Origin of the sequence: Emticicia sp. CRIBPO, from assembly GCF_009905725.1 — a bacterium.
Taxonomy (GTDB): domain Bacteria; phylum Bacteroidota; class Bacteroidia; order Cytophagales; family Spirosomataceae; genus Leadbetterella.
Window position 1 is genome coordinate 101,002 of sequence record NZ_JAAAKV010000008.1, and the last position, 17,682, is coordinate 118,683.

11 protein-coding genes are annotated in these 17,682 nt (G+C 43.9%); 8 read left to right on the top strand and 3 right to left on the bottom strand.

The window, feature by feature from the left end; all coding sequences use genetic code 11:
• Positions 1–2 precede the first annotated feature (2 nt).
• The 5 genes from GVN16_RS17230 to GVN16_RS17250 all read left to right on the top strand — a co-directional run bounded on the left by GVN16_RS17230 (position 3) and on the right by GVN16_RS17250 (position 5,509).
• On the top strand, positions 3–1,088 hold the full coding sequence (locus GVN16_RS17230) for a hypothetical protein (protein ID WP_166565172.1): 1,086 nt from the start codon (positions 3–5) through the stop codon (positions 1,086–1,088).
• A gap of 16 nt (positions 1,089–1,104) precedes the next feature.
• A complete protein-coding gene (locus GVN16_RS17235; protein WP_166565173.1) occupies positions 1,105–1,941 on the top strand; it encodes an ABC transporter permease in 837 nt (278 codons plus the stop codon).
• Between the two features lie 12 nt (positions 1,942–1,953).
• Entirely contained in the window at positions 1,954–3,195 is a 1,242-nt protein-coding gene (locus GVN16_RS17240) for an ABC transporter ATP-binding protein (RefSeq protein ID WP_166565174.1), read from the top strand.
• Between the two features lie 75 nt (positions 3,196–3,270).
• A complete protein-coding gene (locus tag GVN16_RS17245) occupies positions 3,271–4,350 on the top strand; it encodes a DegT/DnrJ/EryC1/StrS aminotransferase family protein (RefSeq protein WP_166565175.1) in 1,080 nt (359 codons plus the stop codon).
• Position 4,351: 1 nt separating this feature from the next.
• Positions 4,352–5,509, top strand: a complete 1,158-nt coding sequence (locus GVN16_RS17250; protein ID WP_166565176.1) for a glycosyltransferase family 4 protein — start codon at positions 4,352–4,354, stop codon at positions 5,507–5,509.
• Between the two features lies 1 nt (position 5,510).
• On the opposite strand, the gene GVN16_RS17255 is transcribed toward GVN16_RS17250, so the two are convergent.
• Together GVN16_RS17255 and glgB are read right to left on the bottom strand one after the other, a co-directional pair.
• Positions 5,511–6,086: a ribonuclease HII gene (locus GVN16_RS17255; RefSeq protein WP_166565177.1), complete on the bottom strand. Its 576-nt coding sequence runs from the start codon at positions 6,084–6,086 to the stop codon at positions 5,511–5,513.
• A 137-nt stretch (positions 6,087–6,223) separates the two neighbouring features.
• Positions 6,224–8,173, bottom strand: a complete 1,950-nt coding sequence (glgB, locus tag GVN16_RS17260; RefSeq protein ID WP_166565178.1) for a 1,4-alpha-glucan branching protein GlgB — start codon at positions 8,171–8,173, stop codon at positions 6,224–6,226.
• A 668-nt stretch (positions 8,174–8,841) separates the two neighbouring features.
• Here glgB and gltB point away from each other — a divergent pair.
• Entirely contained in the window at positions 8,842–13,398 is a 4,557-nt protein-coding gene (gene gltB / locus GVN16_RS17265) for a glutamate synthase large subunit (protein WP_166565179.1), read from the top strand.
• Between the two features lie 42 nt (positions 13,399–13,440).
• The gene (locus GVN16_RS17270; RefSeq protein WP_166565180.1) at positions 13,441–14,955 is read left to right on the top strand and encodes a glutamate synthase subunit beta; all 1,515 of its coding nucleotides are present in this window, start codon (positions 13,441–13,443) and stop codon (positions 14,953–14,955) included.
• 66 nt (positions 14,956–15,021) lie between these two features.
• Here GVN16_RS17270 and GVN16_RS17275 read toward each other — a convergent pair whose 3' ends face one another.
• On the bottom strand, positions 15,022–16,065 hold the full coding sequence (locus tag GVN16_RS17275) for a LacI family DNA-binding transcriptional regulator (protein WP_166565181.1): 1,044 nt from the start codon (positions 16,063–16,065) through the stop codon (positions 15,022–15,024).
• Between the two features lie 573 nt (positions 16,066–16,638).
• On the opposite strand from GVN16_RS17275, the gene GVN16_RS17280 reads away from it, so the two are divergent.
• Positions 16,639–17,625: a hypothetical protein gene (locus GVN16_RS17280; protein WP_166565182.1), complete on the top strand. Its 987-nt coding sequence runs from the start codon at positions 16,639–16,641 to the stop codon at positions 17,623–17,625.
• Positions 17,626–17,682 lie beyond the last annotated feature (57 nt).

Genomic DNA, 17,682 nt, shown 5'->3' on the forward strand with positions numbered 1-17,682 from the left:
AAATGGAAAACAGCAGTAAAGAAATTGAAACACAGGTTTCTACAAAAGATTTTTTAAAGGGTATATTTAAATTTTTTGATTTATTAGGCAGAAACTGGAGGATACTTCTTATAGGTTTATTGTTAGGTTTTACTTTTGAGTTGGTCGAAAGAGTAACGGTTAAAAAAGCACAGACCTTTATTGCCAGGATGACTTTTAACCTTGAGCTGGGTGCTGAAGGTGGTGGCGGTGGTCAGTTGGGAGGATTTGCGTCCCAGCTCGGTTTACCGGGAATGACTTCAGTGGGAGGAGACCTGTTCAGCAGGACGAACTTCCCCTTGATCATCAAATCACGTGCAGTACACGAAATGGCTTTCATGAAAGAAGTCGAAGTGGATGGCAAGAAAATGCTCTTTATCAATTATTTCATAGACAGCAGCGACATCAAAACCAATGAGTGGGCTGCTACAGTCTTCAAAGATGCTTCACCATACGCCGACTACGAGTTTACAAAGAAAAGGCCTGAGGATTTTACCCCGAGAGAAAACGAGATTATCCTGGATGTATACAATAAAATTGTAGGGATGTCTGAGATCAAGCCTGTAGAAAAGTCATCTTTCATTGAGGTGTTTACTACTACAACCAATGAAAAACTGACCAAGGTATGGGTAGAAACTTTGCTGAGTGCTACCGAAGATTTTTACAGGGAATCAAAAACAAAAAAATCAAGACAAATGCTGGCGATCCAGGAAGCACGACTGGATAGTCTGAGAGGCCTGATGCAGAGTTCTGACAGGAAATTATCAAGACTGGCGTTTGACAATCCTAATGTTGTAGACCCTAACGGGGCATTGCAACAGCAACAGGTAAATAGAAATAACTCATATTATTCACAACAATATCTTACTCAGCTCGCCACTGTGGAAAACTTACATCGCGTGGTTTTAGAGCAAACTCCTATCTTTACGATCGTCGAGCCGATCAGACTGCCTTTGTTTACAGGCGTTGAGGCCGGTCTTAAGGATAAACTGGGAAGTTTGGTAGGGTTGTTACTCGCCATAGTTTACGTGGTGATTAAGAACTACTACAGAGAAGTAATGAACGATTAAATTAAGGAAAATTTTGATGTTAGAAGCTGAGAAGGAAAAAGTAATTGGATCCGGAAGGTCATCGAAAGACTATTGGAAGGAGATTTGGGAGGCCAGGGAATTGTTCTGGATTCTGGCGAAGAGAGATGTTATTGTAAGATATAAGCAGACCATTCTGGGTGTTGCCTGGAGTATTATCAGGCCTTTGATTACGGCTATGGTCATGGGTTTTGCATTTGGTAAGCTTGCGAAACTTGAAGTTGATACACCGATTCCTTATATACTGGTGGTGATGCCGGGTGTGATCATCTGGCTGTTTTTCTCCCAGTCGCTTCAGCAGCTCAGCTTAAGCATGGTACTGAACTCAAACCTGGTGACGAAAGTCTATTTCCCCAGGCTGATCATTCCTTTTTCGACCATATTACTCGGTTTGATAGACATGGCGATAGCCATGCTTCTTTTTGTAGGCCTGTGTTTCTGGTTTCATTTTGTCCCTGACTGGAAGATTGTATTTGTACCCCTTTTTATTGTCCTGTGTTATTTATCAGTGTTTGGTGTGGGGCTTATGGCCGCTGTACTCAATGTGAAATACAGGGATATTGGTCAGATTGTACCTTTTATCATACAATTCGGATATTTTATTTCTCCGGTAGCCTATGTAACTGACCTGGCGGCTGGAAAATGGTATTACTATCCTTTTATTCTTAACCCGGTAACGGGAGTTATCGATGCCATGAGATGGGCTATGCTGGGTGATTTCGCCAAATTCAACTGGATCAGCTTTATACCCATGCTGGTGTTTATTTTACTTACCTTTTTTGTGTCTATCAGGTTTTTCCGCAAGCACGAAAACTCATTTGTCGATCACATCTAAAATCCCCGTTTCATGTCAGCAGCACTGAAGATTGAAAATGTCTCAAAAAAATATATTCTGAAACATAATGCACAGAAGGTAAACTCTGTGCGTGATATGTTTGATTTTTCGGAAGGTGGCTTTTTCTCCGGAAAACAAAAAAGTACCAGCGAAACGTTCTGGGCTTTGAAGGATGTCACTTTTGACGTTCAGCAAGGTGACAGAATCGGCCTTATCGGATCTAATGGAGCCGGTAAATCAACACTTCTTAAAGTTTTAAGCCGCATTACAGAACCTACCCATGGTTCTATCAGGGTCAGAGGCCGTATGGCCAGTCTGCTTGAAGTGGGTACGGGTTTTCACCCGGAACTGACCGGAAGAGAGAACATCTTTCTTAACGGAGCCATTCTGGGAATGAAGAATCACGAAATTACGAAGCATTTCGACGCCATCGTTGATTTTGCAGGGATTGAAAAGTTCCTGGATACGCCCGTTAAAAGGTACTCCTCAGGGATGTATGTCCGCCTTGGTTTTGCGATTGCGGCCCATCTTGAACCGGAAATACTTGTCGTAGATGAGGTACTTGCTGTAGGGGATGCAGATTTTCAGAAAAAAAGCATTGGGAAAATGAAGGATGTGTCGAGAAGCGGCAGAACCATCATTTTCGTAAGTCATAACCTGACGGCTGTACAGGGGCTTTGTAATAACGGGGCTTACCTGAGAAACGGTCAGCTGATCAAGTTTGGTGAGATGGACTCTGTAATCAATGAATACATCAAGAACGTAGCCAAGTTTCAGCTGCAGCAATCCTGGGACAGACCGGAAGATGCACCCGGAAACGATAACATAAGGATCAAGAGCATTGAGCTTAACTCAATGAACGATCTTGGCAATAAGATTTTTGACACCAGAACCCCTTTTAAGATCTGCTTTGATTACTGGAACATGTACGAAGAAGCCAATCTGAATATCAGTTTGTTCCTTTATTCTATGGCCGGTGAGTGTATCTTCAATATCGCCAATGAATTGCAGACTTTCAAGAAAGGTATCGTAAGATCGGAATGCCTTATTCCGGGCGATTTCCTGAATGACGGTTCCTATTATATATCGGTAATGGTTGTGAAAGACGGTGTTGCCCCTGCGTTTTTCTTTGAAGATGCCCTGGTATTTGATATCCAGGATTTTCGGGAAGGGACAGATTGGTACGGCAAATGGCCTGGTGCGGTAAGGCCTAAGAATCTGATCATAAAATCTTCACAATTGGAACTTGAATAATTCTAATTTCAAGTTTTCATTGTAAGAATACCTCAATTCGACTAAATTTGAGAAAATATTTCAAAACCATATTTAGTGAGAATAAACGTAACACAGTCTTTTTTACCTCCTATAGAGGAATACCAACAATACCTTTTAAAAATCTGGGATAATAAGTGGCTTACCAACAACGGGCCGCTTTTGCTGGAGCTTGAAGACAAATTAAAAGAATATCTCAATACTGAGAATTTGTTATTTGTCGGAAACGGCACGATCGCCCTGCAGATTGCGATCAAAGCCATGGAGTTGAAAGGTGAGATCATTACCACACCATTTTCCTACTGTGCCACCACGACTTCTATTCTCTGGGAAAACTGTCAGCCTGTTTTTGTGGATATCAATGCTTCAGATTCCAATATCAATGTGAATCTGATAGAGGAAGCCATTACTGAAAAAACGACGGCGATTATGGCTACCCATGTGTACGGACTGCCGTGTGATGTGGAGAGGATAGAAGAAATTGCGAACAAATACAACCTCAGGGTTATATATGATGCTGCCCATGCCTTTGGCGTGAAATATAAGAACAAGTCGCTGCTTGATTACGGTGATGTTTCTACCTGCAGTTTTCATGCTACTAAGGTCTTTCATACGATTGAAGGCGGCTGTATCATCTCAAAAGATGCGGCACTACACGAAAAAATGTTGTTGTACAGGAGTTTCGGACACCTGGGCGATGAGTATTTTTCTGTCGGTATTAACGGCAAAAACTCTGAGTTCCATGCAGCTATGGGGCTGGCTAACCTTCCTCATCTGAGTGAGATTATTGAAGGCAGGAAGCAGGTTTTCAATGGGTATGATGCCCAGCTTGATTTTGATAAAATGTATCGTCCCCGCTTTGAAAGTGAGGATTTTGAATATAACTATGCATACTACCCGGTGGTTTTGAAAGATGAAGCCACTACTTTGCAGGTGATAGAGGCCTTGAACAAGGAGAATATTTATCCCCGCAGGTATTTTTATCCATCACTTAACAAATTGCCATATCTGACCGACCAGGCCAGCTGCCCGGTCTCAGAAGAAATTTCTCTTAAAGTAATTTCACTTCCATTGCATCCGGAACTTGAACCGGAAGTCGTGACCAAGGTTTCAGAAATTATCAATCAATACGCTTAAGTTGAATAATAAACCCACCATATTATTTATCAGCCACGATGCCAACAGGGCGGGGGCTCAGCTGTTTTTACTGAATATTATGCGGTATTTTAAGGCCGATGGTTTTGGTATTAAATTACTCCTGGTCAACAGCTGGGGGCCGTTAACTGCTGAGTTTAATGAAGAATTTGAGGTTTTTTATTATTCAAAAAAGAAAGAGGATACCAAAGGGAGATTTTCGTCTTTGCTGAAAAAAGAAAGCAAGTGGGTGGATGTAATTTCTCTGCTGGCAGACCAACATTCGATAGACATTGTCTATGCCAACACCATAGCTTCAGCCTGTGTGCTTGATGAAGTCAGGGAAAAGATCAATAAACCGATTATTTCTCACATCCATGAGTTGTCTTATTCACTCAGCCTTTATTCTACAAAAGAGGATTTTGAGAAACTGGATGCCAATTCCCGCAGGATCATTGCCTGTTCAAAAGCGGTAGGCGAAAACCTTCATAATAAATACAGCATTGATGAAGACAAGATTGAGGTCGTTCATTCTTTTGTGAACAACTGGGCGGTGACAGAAATCAGTGAGAATTCTGACTCAGCCGAAATCCGGAAGAACTTTGAAATTCCTGAAGACAAGTTTATTGTGGCTGCCTGCGGAAATGCCGACTGGCGTAAGGGACTGGATATCTTTATTCTCATAGCCAACCAGGTGCTGAGAAATGACCCTGGTGTGCATTTCGTCTGGGTAGGGGCCAAGAATGAAGGTGACCTTTATAACCATATTATTTTTGATATCGAAAGAATGGGGATTGGTGAGCAGGTTACGCTGATTCCTCCGACTGATAAATCCATAGAAATCATTAATGCTTCCGATATTTTCCTGGTGAGCTCGCGTGAAGATCCGTTTCCGCTGGTGATGCTGGAGGCCTCTTTGTGTGCGAAGCCTATCGTCGGGTTTGAAAACACCGGAGGGGCTGCTGAATTCATAGAAGATGATTGTGGTCTGCTTGCTCCTTATCTGGACATTGATCGCATTGCCGATCAGATACTGGCTATTAAAAATTCTCCTGAAGACCAGCTTAAAATGGGTCAGAATGCCAGGGCAAAAGTGCAGAACTCCTACAATTTTGAGGTTTCTGTCAATAAAATCAAAACCATTCTGGTTGATAACCTATGATTTATAACATCCTGAACGTCATTCTGTGATGTTGGGTCGTGCCGTATTCCCTGATGGCTTTTCTGTGGAAAATGGTGGGGTATCCTGCGTTGGTTTGCCAGCCATAAACCGGAAATTCTGAAGAAAGCTGCTCCATCAACTCATCCCTGTGGGTTTTGGCCAGTATGGACGCCGCGGCGATAGACTGGTATTTGGTGTCTCCTTTGATGATACAGGTATGCGGGATTTGCTGATAAGGGTAAAAGCGGTTGCCGTCTACCAGCAAATGTTCAGGACAGGTGTGCAGAAGTTCCACTGCCCGGTGCATGGCCAGAATGCTGGCTTTCAGAATGTTGATCTGGTCAATCTCATGATTACTGGCAGAGCCCACAGCCCAGGCAATAGCGTCTCTCATGATTTCTTCTCTCAGTTGATTTCTTTCCGACTTCAGAAGTTGCTTGGAATCGTTCAGGGCAGGGTTTTCGTAGCCAGGTGGTAAAATTACAGCCGCTGCTACCACAGGGCCTGCCAGGCAGCCTCTGCCGGCTTCATCAAGCCCGGCTTCTACAAAATCCCGGTTAAAGAAAGGTAATAACATAAAATAAGAAATAGTTGACACAAAAATCGTAAGTTTTCCTGTGTTTATTCCGGATCAGCCGGAGAGAAAACGGAAAATTTTAAAGACAAAAAAAGCACGCTTCTGAAAAGCCTGCTTTTTTAATATAGATCTGACAATCAGGCCAGTTTCAGGATAACACCTGCCAGGGGAGGAAGGGTTACTTCTACAGATTGAGCAAAACCATGGCAAGGCACATCAGAGGTGTGCAATACAGGGTTCGAAATCCCTGAACCCCAGTACTGACCCAGGTCAGAGTTAAAGATTTCCTGGTAGCTTCCTTTTTCAGGCACACCAATCCTGTACTGATGACGCGGCAAAGGCGTGAGATTAAGAAGGACCAGAAGGTTTTCCTTGCTGTTGAGCCCTTTCCTGGTATAATACAATACGCAGTTTTCACGGTCCGAAGTATCAAGCCACTGGAACCCTTCAGGACTGAATTGTTTGTCGGATAAGGCCGGCTCTGATCTGTAAACCCTGTTGATGTCTGAAACCATCGATTTTACGCCTCTGTGGCTGTCGTGTTCCAGTAAATTCCAGTCAAGGCTTTGTTTGAAGTTCCACTCAGCCCTCTGACCGAATTCGGCCCCCATAAACAGCAGTTTTGTGCCGGGATGGGTATACATATAGGTATAAAGCAACCGGAGGTTGGCGAATTTTTTCCAGTCGTCGCCTGGCATTTTGTCCAGAAGAGAGCCTTTGCCGTACACTACTTCATCATGCGACAGCGGCAGCATAAAGTTCTCAGAAAAAGCATAAACAGTACTGAAGGTCAGGTCGTCCTGGTGCCATCTTCTGTACATCGGGTCTTTCGCAAAATAGCGAAGGGTGTCGTTCATCCAGCCCATCATCCATTTCATGCCGAAACCAAGACCTCCGGTATAAACCGGTCTTGAAACCCCCGGAAATGCCGTTGATTCCTCTGCAATGGTCTGAACATCAGGATAGTTCTTATAAATCTCCTCATTTAATTCTTTGAAAAGGGAAATAACTTCGAGGTTTTCGCGTCCTCCGAAGACATTGGGTACCCATTCGCCATGATTTCTTGAATAATCGCGATAGAGCATCGAAGCTACGGCATCTACACGTAAGCCGTCGACATGGAACCTGTCAAGCCAGAAAAGGGCATTGCTGATCAGAAATGAACGTACTTCAAAACGGCCGTAGTTAAAGATGTAACTTTTCCAGTCCGGGTGATAGCCTTCCCTCGGATCTTCATGCTCATAAAGGGCCGACCCGTCAAAACGGTACAGTCCGTGGGCATCTCCAGGGTAGTGAGAAGGAACCCAGTCCAGGATCACCCCGATGTCATTCTTATGCAGTTCTTCTACCAGGTACATGAAATCCTGAGGGGTGCCGAAACGGCTGCTGGCCGCAAAATACCCGGTGATCTGATATCCCCATGAGGGTTCGTAAGGGTGCTGCATGACCGGCATAAACTCGACGTGCGTAAAGCCGGTTTCTTTGATATATGGTACAAGCGTTTCCGCGATTTCGCGGTAACTCAGCCTTCTTTCATTATCAGACGGATCACGTTTCCATGAACCGAGATGTATTTCATATACGGACATAGGTGCATTCAGGGCATTGTGCTTTTTGCGTTTGCCAAGCCAGTCTGAATCTGTCCATTCATACCAGGTATCCCAGATGACAGAGGCGGTTTTCGGGGACTCTTCCCATCTAAGGGCAAAAGGGTCACCTTTTTCCAGTTCCTGACCTCCGATATTTGATTTGATGAAATATTTATATACCTCTCCGTTGCCTATATTGGCAACCCAGCCTTCCCAGATGCCCGAACCGTCCCACCGCGGCTTGAGCGGATGTGAGCCTTTTTCCCATCCGTTGAAGTTACCTATTACAGAAACCGAATTGGCATTGGGAGCCCAAACCGCAAAGTACGTGCCGATTACCCCTTGATTTTCAAGTACATGCGAGCCCAGTTTTTCATAAAGACGATAGTGTTTTCCGGATTTGAAAAGACTGATATCGAAATCGGTGAAAAGTGAATAAGGTTCAACATTCATAAAAGAAATCTGTGCTTCAGGCCCGGTTGTCTGTTTCTTACTCATAGGGTAAAGTAGATGTTAAAGGTTGATTTAATTAATGGTTTGATTGTCGTTCTCCAAAGTACGCTGATGCAACCGGAGGCAAATTAAGAAAAATGAAACAAAAAGTAATGGTTCAAATGAAATTATATTTACTGAATGATAAAGGGTTGATTCGCGTTGAAATAAAGAGGTCCGGTGAATTTCGGACAGATCGTTGTCTTTCATGCTTTTAAGATCAGCGGGGCCTTTTATGAGCGGATGAAATTCAGTCTCAGAAGAGGGGATTGGCAGGTTTTCTGACATTTTTCAACGTATTTTTTATGGATTTTGATTGTTAAATTGATTATATTTGGTGAGTGTGAACATATGATGACAAAATGTTGATACAGACTGCACAAAAACTTAACAAACGGCCTGATTTTTTTTGCACTATTGAGCCGTAAAACACTTTTGAATTGTATAATTTCAATAGAATTTATTATTTAATTCACAAGTTTTCGCCGCTTGCATAAAATTTGGTTTATTGTGTATTAACCATTTAAAATTATTATTAAATTGCGAGGCTACTTTTATAATATACTTAAAAATAGCGAAAATCAGAATTTTTTGTAAGTGATTTCTGATTATACAAAAGAAGAATCTTGCAAAACAAAAGAGTACAATATAATTATCATTTAAAAGGTAAAAAAATGATTGAAATTCAAGAAAATCCTGGCCTTTACCATCCAGACTTCGAGCATGATGCCTGTGGCATCGGATTCAGAGCTCATCTCAAGGGAAGAAAATCACATCAGATTGTAGCGGATGCTATCGTGATGCTCGAGAGGATGGATCACCGCGGAGCATGCGGTTGTGACCCGAACACTGGTGACGGAGCGGGAATTCTTATACAAATTCCCCATGAATACCTTTTAGACGAATGCAGGAAGACCGGATTCAAGCTTCCGGCCCTGGGTAATTATGGTTTGGGGATGATCTTTTTTCCTCATGATGAGAAAGAAAGAGAAGAGTGCAGAGAGATTCTGAACCGCAAAATTGAGAAATTCGGCATGGAGTTGCTGGGTTATCGTAAGGTTCCTACTCAAAACGAAACACTGGGCGAAGGATCCGGTTCTGTTGAGCCGTGGGTTGAGCAGGTGTTTATTAAAAAACCTTTTGACCTGACGGACGACATCAGCTTTGAAAGAAAGCTTTATGTCTTAAGGCAATATGCCACCAGGATCATCAGGGAGTCTGTTTTGGGAGCCGTAGAGCATTTTTATTTCTCCTCACTTTCCTGTCGTACTGTATCCTATAAAGGACAGTTGACTACCAATCAGTTGAAATATTATTTCCCTGATCTTACCAACAAGAATGTGGTTTCTGCATTCGCCATTGTACACTCAAGATTCTCAACCAACACTTTCCCATCCTGGAAACTGGCCCAACCTTTCAGATATATCGCTCACAATGGTGAGATCAACACCGTAAAGGGTAACGTGAACTGGATCAGGGCGGCTGAAAGTACTTTCTACTCTGAGTTTTTTACGGAAGAAGAAATGAACATGATTCTTCCGATCTGTGATAAAGGCAATTCTGATTCAGCTCAGCTGGATAACGCCATTGAGCTTCTGTACCTGTCGGGCAGATCGCTTCCGCATGTGATGATGATGCTGGTGCCCGAAGCCTGGGACGGTAACGACCAGATGGATCCGAACAGAAAAGCATTCTACGAATACCATGCGGCCATAATGGAGCCGTGGGATGGTCCTGCTTCTCTTTCTTTCACTGACGGAAAGATTGTGGGTGCCACACTGGACAGGAACGGTTTGCGTCCGTCAAGATACTGGGTTCTGAATGACGACACGGTGATCATGGCTTCTGAAGCCGGGGTATTGGATGTTGATCAGTCGAAAGTCGTATCAAAAGGCCGTTTGCAACCGGGCAAAATGTTCGTGGTTGACATGGAACAGGGAAGAATCATCCCCGATGAAGAATTAAAAGCTGAAATTTGCTCAAGACAACCTTATCAGGAATGGTTAGACGAATACAAAATTAAGATTGCAGAATTGCCTGATTCTATCAGGCCATATACCAAATATGACAGTGCGGCCCTTTTGAAACGCCAGATTACCAACGGATACACTTCAGAAGACCTGAGGATGATTCTCGGACCAATGGCCTCATCAGGTAAAGAAGCGATCGGCTCTATGGGTATTGATACCCCTCTGGCCATCCTTTCTGAGCAAAGCCAGCATATCTCCTATTATTTTAAGCAGTTGTTTGCCCAGGTAACCAACCCGCCGATCGATTCGATCAGAGAGCGTTCTATCATGTCGCTGATCTCATTCGTGGGTTCGGCTGAGAACATCCTGACAGAATCGCCATTGCACTGCCGCCAGGTGCAGCTGGAGCAACCTGTACTGACCATCAAAGAGTTTGATAAACTCAGATTTGTGGATCACCAGGGTTTCCAGGCCAAAACGATCAATACTTACTTCAATGCTCATCATGAAAATCCGGGCAAATCACTTGAATTTGCTTTGGAAAGGATTTGCAGGTATGCTGCAGATGCCATTTATGATGGTTTTGAAATCCTGATACTTTCTGACAGGGCTATTGACTCTGACCATGCTCCGGTGCCTTCATTGCTGGCTACTGCGGCCGTTCATCACTACCTGATCAAAAAAGGTCTGAGAGGTAAAGTCGGTATCCTCGTAGAGTCAGGCGATGTATGGGAAACCCATCATTTTGCTACGCTGATCGGTTATGGTGCTTCCGGAATCTGTCCTTACATGGCTTTCGAGACCATTTCGGACATGAACAAAAGAGGCCTGATCGAAGGTGAAGAGCTTAAAGATGAAGTATTACACAAAAACTATATCAAAGCGGTAGACAAAGAATTGCTGAAGATCTTCTCTAAAATGGGAATTTCGACGCTTCAGTCATACCAGGGAGCTCAGATCTTCGAATGTATCGGTCTGAACCAGACGGTGGTAGATAAGTTCTTTACCGGAACGGTTTCAAGAATCGGTGGCCTTGGATTGGGTGATATCGCGAAAGAGTGTCTTGTCAGACATTTTGTGGCTTACCCTAAAGTGCCTGTGGAAAGTGTGAAAAGACTGGAAGTAGGTGGGGTTTACCAATGGAAACAAAGAGGAGAGAAGCACCTTTTCAACCCGGATTCGATACACCTTTTGCAGCAGTCAAGCCGCGTGGGTGAAAAAGACCAGGAAAAAGGATACGAAATATTTAAAAAATATTCTAAACTGATGAACGAACAAAGCGAGCATGCTCTGACTTTGCGTAGTTTACTTCAGTTTAAAAAAGGAAACCCTGTTTCGATTGACGAGGTAGAACCGATTGAATCGATCCTTAAGAGATTTGCCACCGGTGCGATGTCATTCGGTTCGATTTCATGGGAAGCTCACACCACGCTGGCTATTGCGATGAACCGTATCGGCGGAAGATCGAATTCAGGCGAAGGCGGGGAAGATGAAATCAGGTACCAGGTCAGGGAAAACGGAGATAATCTTTCTTCAAGCATCAAACAGGTGGCTTCAGGCAGGTTCGGGGTAACTTCTTACTACCTGACCAATGCCAAAGAACTTCAGATTAAAATGGCACAGGGAGCCAAGCCTGGTGAAGGTGGACAGCTGCCGGGACATAAAGTAGACGACTGGATCGGAAGGGTAAGACACTCTACACCGGGTGTAGGTCTGATCTCACCACCTCCTCACCATGACATTTATTCTATTGAGGACCTGGCCCAGCTGATCTTTGACCTTAAAAACGCTAACCGTGCAGCCCGTATTTCTGTTAAACTGGTATCAGAAGCAGGTGTGGGTACTGTAGCAACCGGTGTGGCCAAGGCTCATGCGGACGTGGTGCTTATTGCAGGACACGACGGGGGTACGGGAGCTTCTCCTTTATCGTCTATCCGTCACGCAGGTTTACCATGGGAGCTTGGACTGGCTGAAACGCACCAGACTTTGGTTAAAAACAAACTGAGAGGCAGAATCACTGTACAATCAGACGGTCAGATCAGGACAGGACGCGATATCGTTATTGCGGCCCTTCTGGGAGCTGAGGAATTCGGGGTGGCTACAGCTGCTTTGGTGGCCGTGGGTTGTATCATGATGAGAAAATGCCACCTGAATACCTGTCCGGTGGGTGTGGCTACACAGAACAAAGAACTAAGAGCCCTGTTCAGCGGAAAACCTGAGCACGTGGTGAACATGTTCCAGTACCTGGCCAGGGAAGTAAGAGAAATCATGGCAGAACTTGGATTCAGAACCATCAATGAAATGGTAGGGCAGGTTCAGATGCTTGAGAAGAGAACAGATATCAATAACTGGAAGTATAAGAGCCTTGATTTGTCAAGAATCCTGCACAGAGAAGCCTCTGACCTGGATGTGGCACAATACAAGCAGGAAGAACAGGATCACGGCATCGACGGCGTGCTTGACTTCCGGATGATTGAGGACGCTAAGGCGGCCCTTGAAAATCAGACTAAAGTTTCTTCTGAATACGTGGTAAATAACCTGAACAGGTCTATCGGTGCGATGTTGTCTAACGAAATCTCTAAGGTTTATAACGGAGAAGGCCTGCCTGCAGGAACCATTCACAATAAATTCAGGGGTACGGCCGGACAATCTTTCGGAGCGTTCTCAACCAAAGGTTTGAAATTCGAACTGGAAGGCGATGCCAACGATTACTTCGGAAAAGGCCTTTGCGGTGCTGAACTGATAGTTTATCCTGACAGAAAGGCAACTTTCAAGGCAGAAGAAAACATGGCGGTTGGTAACGTTTCCTTCTATGGAGCTACCTCAGGCGAAGCCTTTATCAAAGGAATGGCCGGGGAGCGGTTCTGTGTGAGAAACTCGGGTGCAAGAGTAGTAGTAGAAGGCGTGGGTGACCATGGATGTGAATATATGACAGGCGGTTTGGTTGTTATTTTAGGAAAAACCGGCCAGAACTTTGCGGCAGGAATGAGCGGCGGTATTGCTTATGTTTACGATCAGGCAGATGATTTCGATTCAAAATGTAACAAGGAAATGGTGGATCTGGATGAGCTTCAGGATGATGATTTTGATGTTTTGAAAGGCATGATTACCAAGCATTTGAATGCAACCCAGAGTGAGGTTGCTGCGAGAATACTGGCTGACTGGGAAAATGAGGTTGCTAAATTTGTCAAGGTAATGCCGACAGATTACAAGAACATTTTGCTGGAACGTAAAAAGCAGGCTGAAAACGTTGCTGCCTGATAAGTTTAATTTTGGTTTAATTTTAATGTACAACAAAATATCATGGGAAAGCCAACAGGTTTTTTAGAATTTGAACGACAAGCCTCTGTCAAAAGAGACGTAAGCGAGAGGAAAAAAGATTATGAAGAGGTTGAACTGAATTTTTCTGAGAATCAAACAGTACAACAAGCTTCCAGGTGTATGGATTGCGGTATCCCTTTTTGTCATAACGGATGTCCGCTGGGTAATATCATTCCTGAATTCAATGATGCCGTTTATGAACAAAACTGGCAGTATGCATACGAGATTCTGAGTTCTACCAATAATTTTCCGGAGTTTACCGGTCGTATCTGCCCTGCTCCGTGCGAGTCGTCATGCGTGCTGGGTATCAACAAGCCACCGGTAGCCATCGAATACATCGAGAAATCGATCATTGAGAAAGCCTATGAAAACGGCTGGGTGAAGCCTGTTGTGCCTAAAAAGAGAACAGGTAAAACTGTTGCTGTGGTAGGATCGGGTCCTGCAGGGCTGGCTGCTGCTGCCCAGTTAAACAAAGCCGGTCATACGGTCACTGTTTTTGAAAGGGCTGACCAGATCGGTGGATTGGTGAGATATGGTATTCCTGATTTTAAACTGGATAAGAAAGTTATCGACAGACGTATTGAGGTGATGGAGCAGGAGGGTATCGTGTTTAAAACCAATACGAATGTCGGTGTGGATATCAAGGCTGAGCAATTGGTCAGGGATTTTGATTCGGTTTTACTGAGCGGTGGTTCGACAGTGCCGAGAGACATCCAGATCAAAGGCCGTGAACTGAAAGGCATCCATTTTGCGATGGAGTTTCTGAGTCAGCAGAACAAAAGAACAGCAATAAGCAGGGGCAAGGAGATCGTTAAAGAAATAGATCATGCCGGTAACGAGTATAAAAACGGAGACATCCTGGCTACAGGTAAGAACGTGATTGTGATTGGCGGGGGTGACACGGGTTCTGACTGTGTCGGAACATCAAACCGCCACAATGCGAAGTCGGTTTCACAGGTAGAGATCATGCCGATGCCGCCTGTAGGGCGTGCGGAAAGCACCCCGTGGCCGCAATGGCCGATGATGCTCAGAACATCTTCTTCTCATGAAGAAGGTTGTGAAAGAGCCTGGGGTATCAATACCAAGGAATTTATCGGTGATGAAAACGGTAATCTGAAAGCCCTGAGACTGGTTAACATTGAATGGGTTAATGAAAACGGCAGAATGGTGATGAAAGAGGTGGAAGGCTCTGAAAAGGACATTCCTGCAGAACTGGCTTTTATAGCCGCCGGGTTCCTGCATCCTCAGCACGAAGGCTTGCTGAACGACCTCGAGATCAATATTGATCCGAGAGGTAACGTCGAAGCCAGCAATTACCAGACCTCTAATAAGAAAGTATTTGTTGCAGGCGATATGCGAAGAGGCCAGTCCCTAGTGGTCTGGGCTATTCATGAAGGAAGAGAAGCCGCAAGAGCTTTGGACGAATATCTGATGGGTGAGTCGCTTCTGGAAGCTAAAGCAGTTTCTATGATCTCACCGGCCTACATGAAAATGTAGTATAAGTAAACTAATTTGGTGAAAATAGTAAGAAAAGCTGAAGGTTATATCTTCAGCTTTTTCTTTTTAAACAGTTTCAGCTTTCCGGGTTGTGGCCTTCAGTGAAGACCCTCTGATGATCAGCTCCGACCTCAGTATGATGGTATTGGTCGGATTGATGTCCATCGTTCCGTTCAGGTGATTGATAATGCTTTGCACAGCTATTTCGCCCATTTCTTTACCGGGATAATGAATAGTCGTGAGATTGGGGTCAACAACAGTGGCTACCGGATCATTGTTGAATCCGACAACGGCGATGTCTTCAGGCACAGAAAATCCTTCTTTTTTCAAAAGATCAATACAGCTGACGGCACACGAATCGTTGGTGATGAAAATGCCGTCCGGCGGATAGGGTAAGGCTTTTATTCTTTTCACAACGTCCTTCCCTGACTCCTGTCCGAAATCAGTCAGCATCAGTAAGTCCCTGTCAAACTCCAGTCCGTTTTCCCTGATGGCGGTCTCAAATCCCTTAAAACGGTCTGAATAAACATTCCTTTTAAGATTACCGGTCACATGCATCAGCTTACGGCAGCCTTGTTCAATCAGGTGCCGGCTGGCATCATAGCCCGCTTTTACATTATCGATGACAATGTTGGTACAGGAAGGGTGTTCAATAACCCGGTCAAAGAAAAGCAGGGGAATGCCTTTTTTGGTAAAGGGACTGAAGTGCTCGAAAGTATCCGTATCATACGCCACAGAAACCAGCAGGGCATCCACACGCCCGTTAAACATGGTTTTGGCATTGGTGATCTCTTTTTTTTCTGATTCCAGCGACTGGCTGATGATCAGATTATAGCCTGCCTCATTAGCTACTTTTTCCATTCCGGCCAGCACGGTCGACATCAGGGCGGAGTTTAATCTCGGTACAATGATACCGATCGTGTTGGTTTTTTGCTTCCTCAGGTTACTGGCAAACTTGTTTGACTGATAGCCCAGTTCCTTGGCCAGGGCATTGACAGTCAGCTTGGTTTTGGCATTGATGGCGGGGTGGTCATTAAGGGCCCGGCTGATAGTGGCCGGAGAAAGATTCAGTTTTTTTGCTATATCATATATAGTAGTCTCTCCTCGCATTTCTTTTTATTATTTTATGCAATTGATTGCATTGGGCTTTTGTCAGGTTAAAATTATATTTAATTTATCCTATTCTGAACAATTTTGCTACTTTTTTTCATAAAAGCCTAGCTGATAAATATCAAAACCTGATTTTTTTTCTTTCTGATTTTATGAATGTTTTTAGGTAATGGTTATAATGAAAGACTTAATAAGAAAAGTGATATAAATATTTATGCAATCGGTTGCAATTTAGAAATTAATTTGGATATTTGTTATTGAACACAAATTAGGCTGGATATCGGCTGATTGGTGTCCGATAATTATAATAAATGACCTTTTAGTATTGTGGATTTAGCTTTATGCAGATTGGTTGATATGCTGAATATCATCTTGGAAACAGCAACATACCTGGCCTGAAATTCGGAGTAACTGCTTTGAGAACAAAATTTCAATGACGGAGTAATAAAAGGCCATGGATTTGAACAGGATACCGGTTAATAGTAGATTGAATAATGAATCAGGTTAGAATGTTGGGTGACGTATTGTCACCCGCATTTTTTTTGACATTATTAGACATAAGCAGACTATAAAATGGGATTTTTCAGAAGGATAAATATTTTATTAACACTAATTACTTTAGTACAATTAAAAACCGCAGCACAGGTACGATTGCCGGAACTGGTAAGTGACGGGATGATCCTGCAAAGGAATACCGGCACCAGGATATGGGGATGGGCTGCTCCGCAGGAAAAGATCAGGGTAAATTTTACCGGCAACGATTATGAAGTTGTGGCTGACACCCGGAGCAACCGGGAAATAATCATCAAACCTCATCAGGCCGGTGGTCCTTACGGGATGAACATCTCTGCTTCCAAACACTTAACCATCAAAAACATTCTTTTCGGCGACTTCTGGATATGCTCGGGCCAGTCCAATATGGTTTTACCCATGGAGAGGGTCAGAGAAAAGTATCCTGAAGTCATCGCCCAATCTTCCAATTTCGCTATCAGCCAGTTTTTTGTGCCTGTCCGCTACGATTTTCAACACAACCTTAAAGATATTCCTTCAGGAAAATGGTCGGCGGCCAATCCTGAAAATGTCCTCTATATTACGGCTGCCGGTTATTTCTTTGCCAGGGACATTTACGAAAAATACAAAATGCCTGTAGGACTGATCAATGTCAGTTCAGCTGGCTCACTGGTTGAAGGCTGGCTGGAGGCAGCAACCCTGAAGCGATTCCCGGAGCATGATGCCGAAGCTCAGAAATTCATGAACACAGAAGAGGTCAATGAACTTCGCAGGAAAGAAGCAAGGATCAGCAAAGAATGGTACACAATGCTTTGGAATAAAAATGAAGAAGTATCACGAAACGGAAGGCAATGGCTTCAATCCGGATATGATGCTTCGGGATGGTCGAAAATGAATTTACCCTCTTTCCGGGATGAAACCGGTGGACCAGGCAGGATCAACGGGGTTGTCTGGTTCAGAAAAGAAGTGGAGGTGCCTGTCGCTATGGCTGGAAAAAATATCATCATGGTCAGGGTCATCAGCAATACCGGAAGAGGCCGGTTTGTATAATAAAGACGGACTTCCTGCTAATCCCTTTAAAACACAGGTGAAGTAAACAGATAGAAA

What these genes read in the sequence shown, in the direction of transcription:
- gltB (WP_166565179.1), top strand. Translation starts at nt 8,842, where the DNA reads ATGATTGAAATTCAAGAAAATCCTGGCCTTTACCATCCAGACTTCGAG.
- GVN16_RS17275 (WP_166565181.1), bottom strand. Translation starts at nt 16,065, where the DNA reads ATGCGAGGAGAGACTACTATATATGATATAGCAAAAAAACTGAATCTT.
- GVN16_RS17270 (WP_166565180.1), top strand. Translation starts at nt 13,441, where the DNA reads ATGGGAAAGCCAACAGGTTTTTTAGAATTTGAACGACAAGCCTCTGTC.
- GVN16_RS17240 (WP_166565174.1), top strand. Translation starts at nt 1,954, where the DNA reads ATGTCAGCAGCACTGAAGATTGAAAATGTCTCAAAAAAATATATTCTG.
- GVN16_RS17235 (WP_166565173.1), top strand. Translation starts at nt 1,105, where the DNA reads ATGTTAGAAGCTGAGAAGGAAAAAGTAATTGGATCCGGAAGGTCATCG.
- glgB (WP_166565178.1), bottom strand. Translation starts at nt 8,173, where the DNA reads ATGAGTAAGAAACAGACAACCGGGCCTGAAGCACAGATTTCTTTTATG.
- GVN16_RS17230 (WP_166565172.1), top strand. Translation starts at nt 3, where the DNA reads ATGGAAAACAGCAGTAAAGAAATTGAAACACAGGTTTCTACAAAAGAT.
- GVN16_RS17280 (WP_166565182.1), top strand. Translation starts at nt 16,639, where the DNA reads ATGGGATTTTTCAGAAGGATAAATATTTTATTAACACTAATTACTTTA.
- GVN16_RS17255 (WP_166565177.1), bottom strand. Translation starts at nt 6,086, where the DNA reads ATGTTATTACCTTTCTTTAACCGGGATTTTGTAGAAGCCGGGCTTGAT.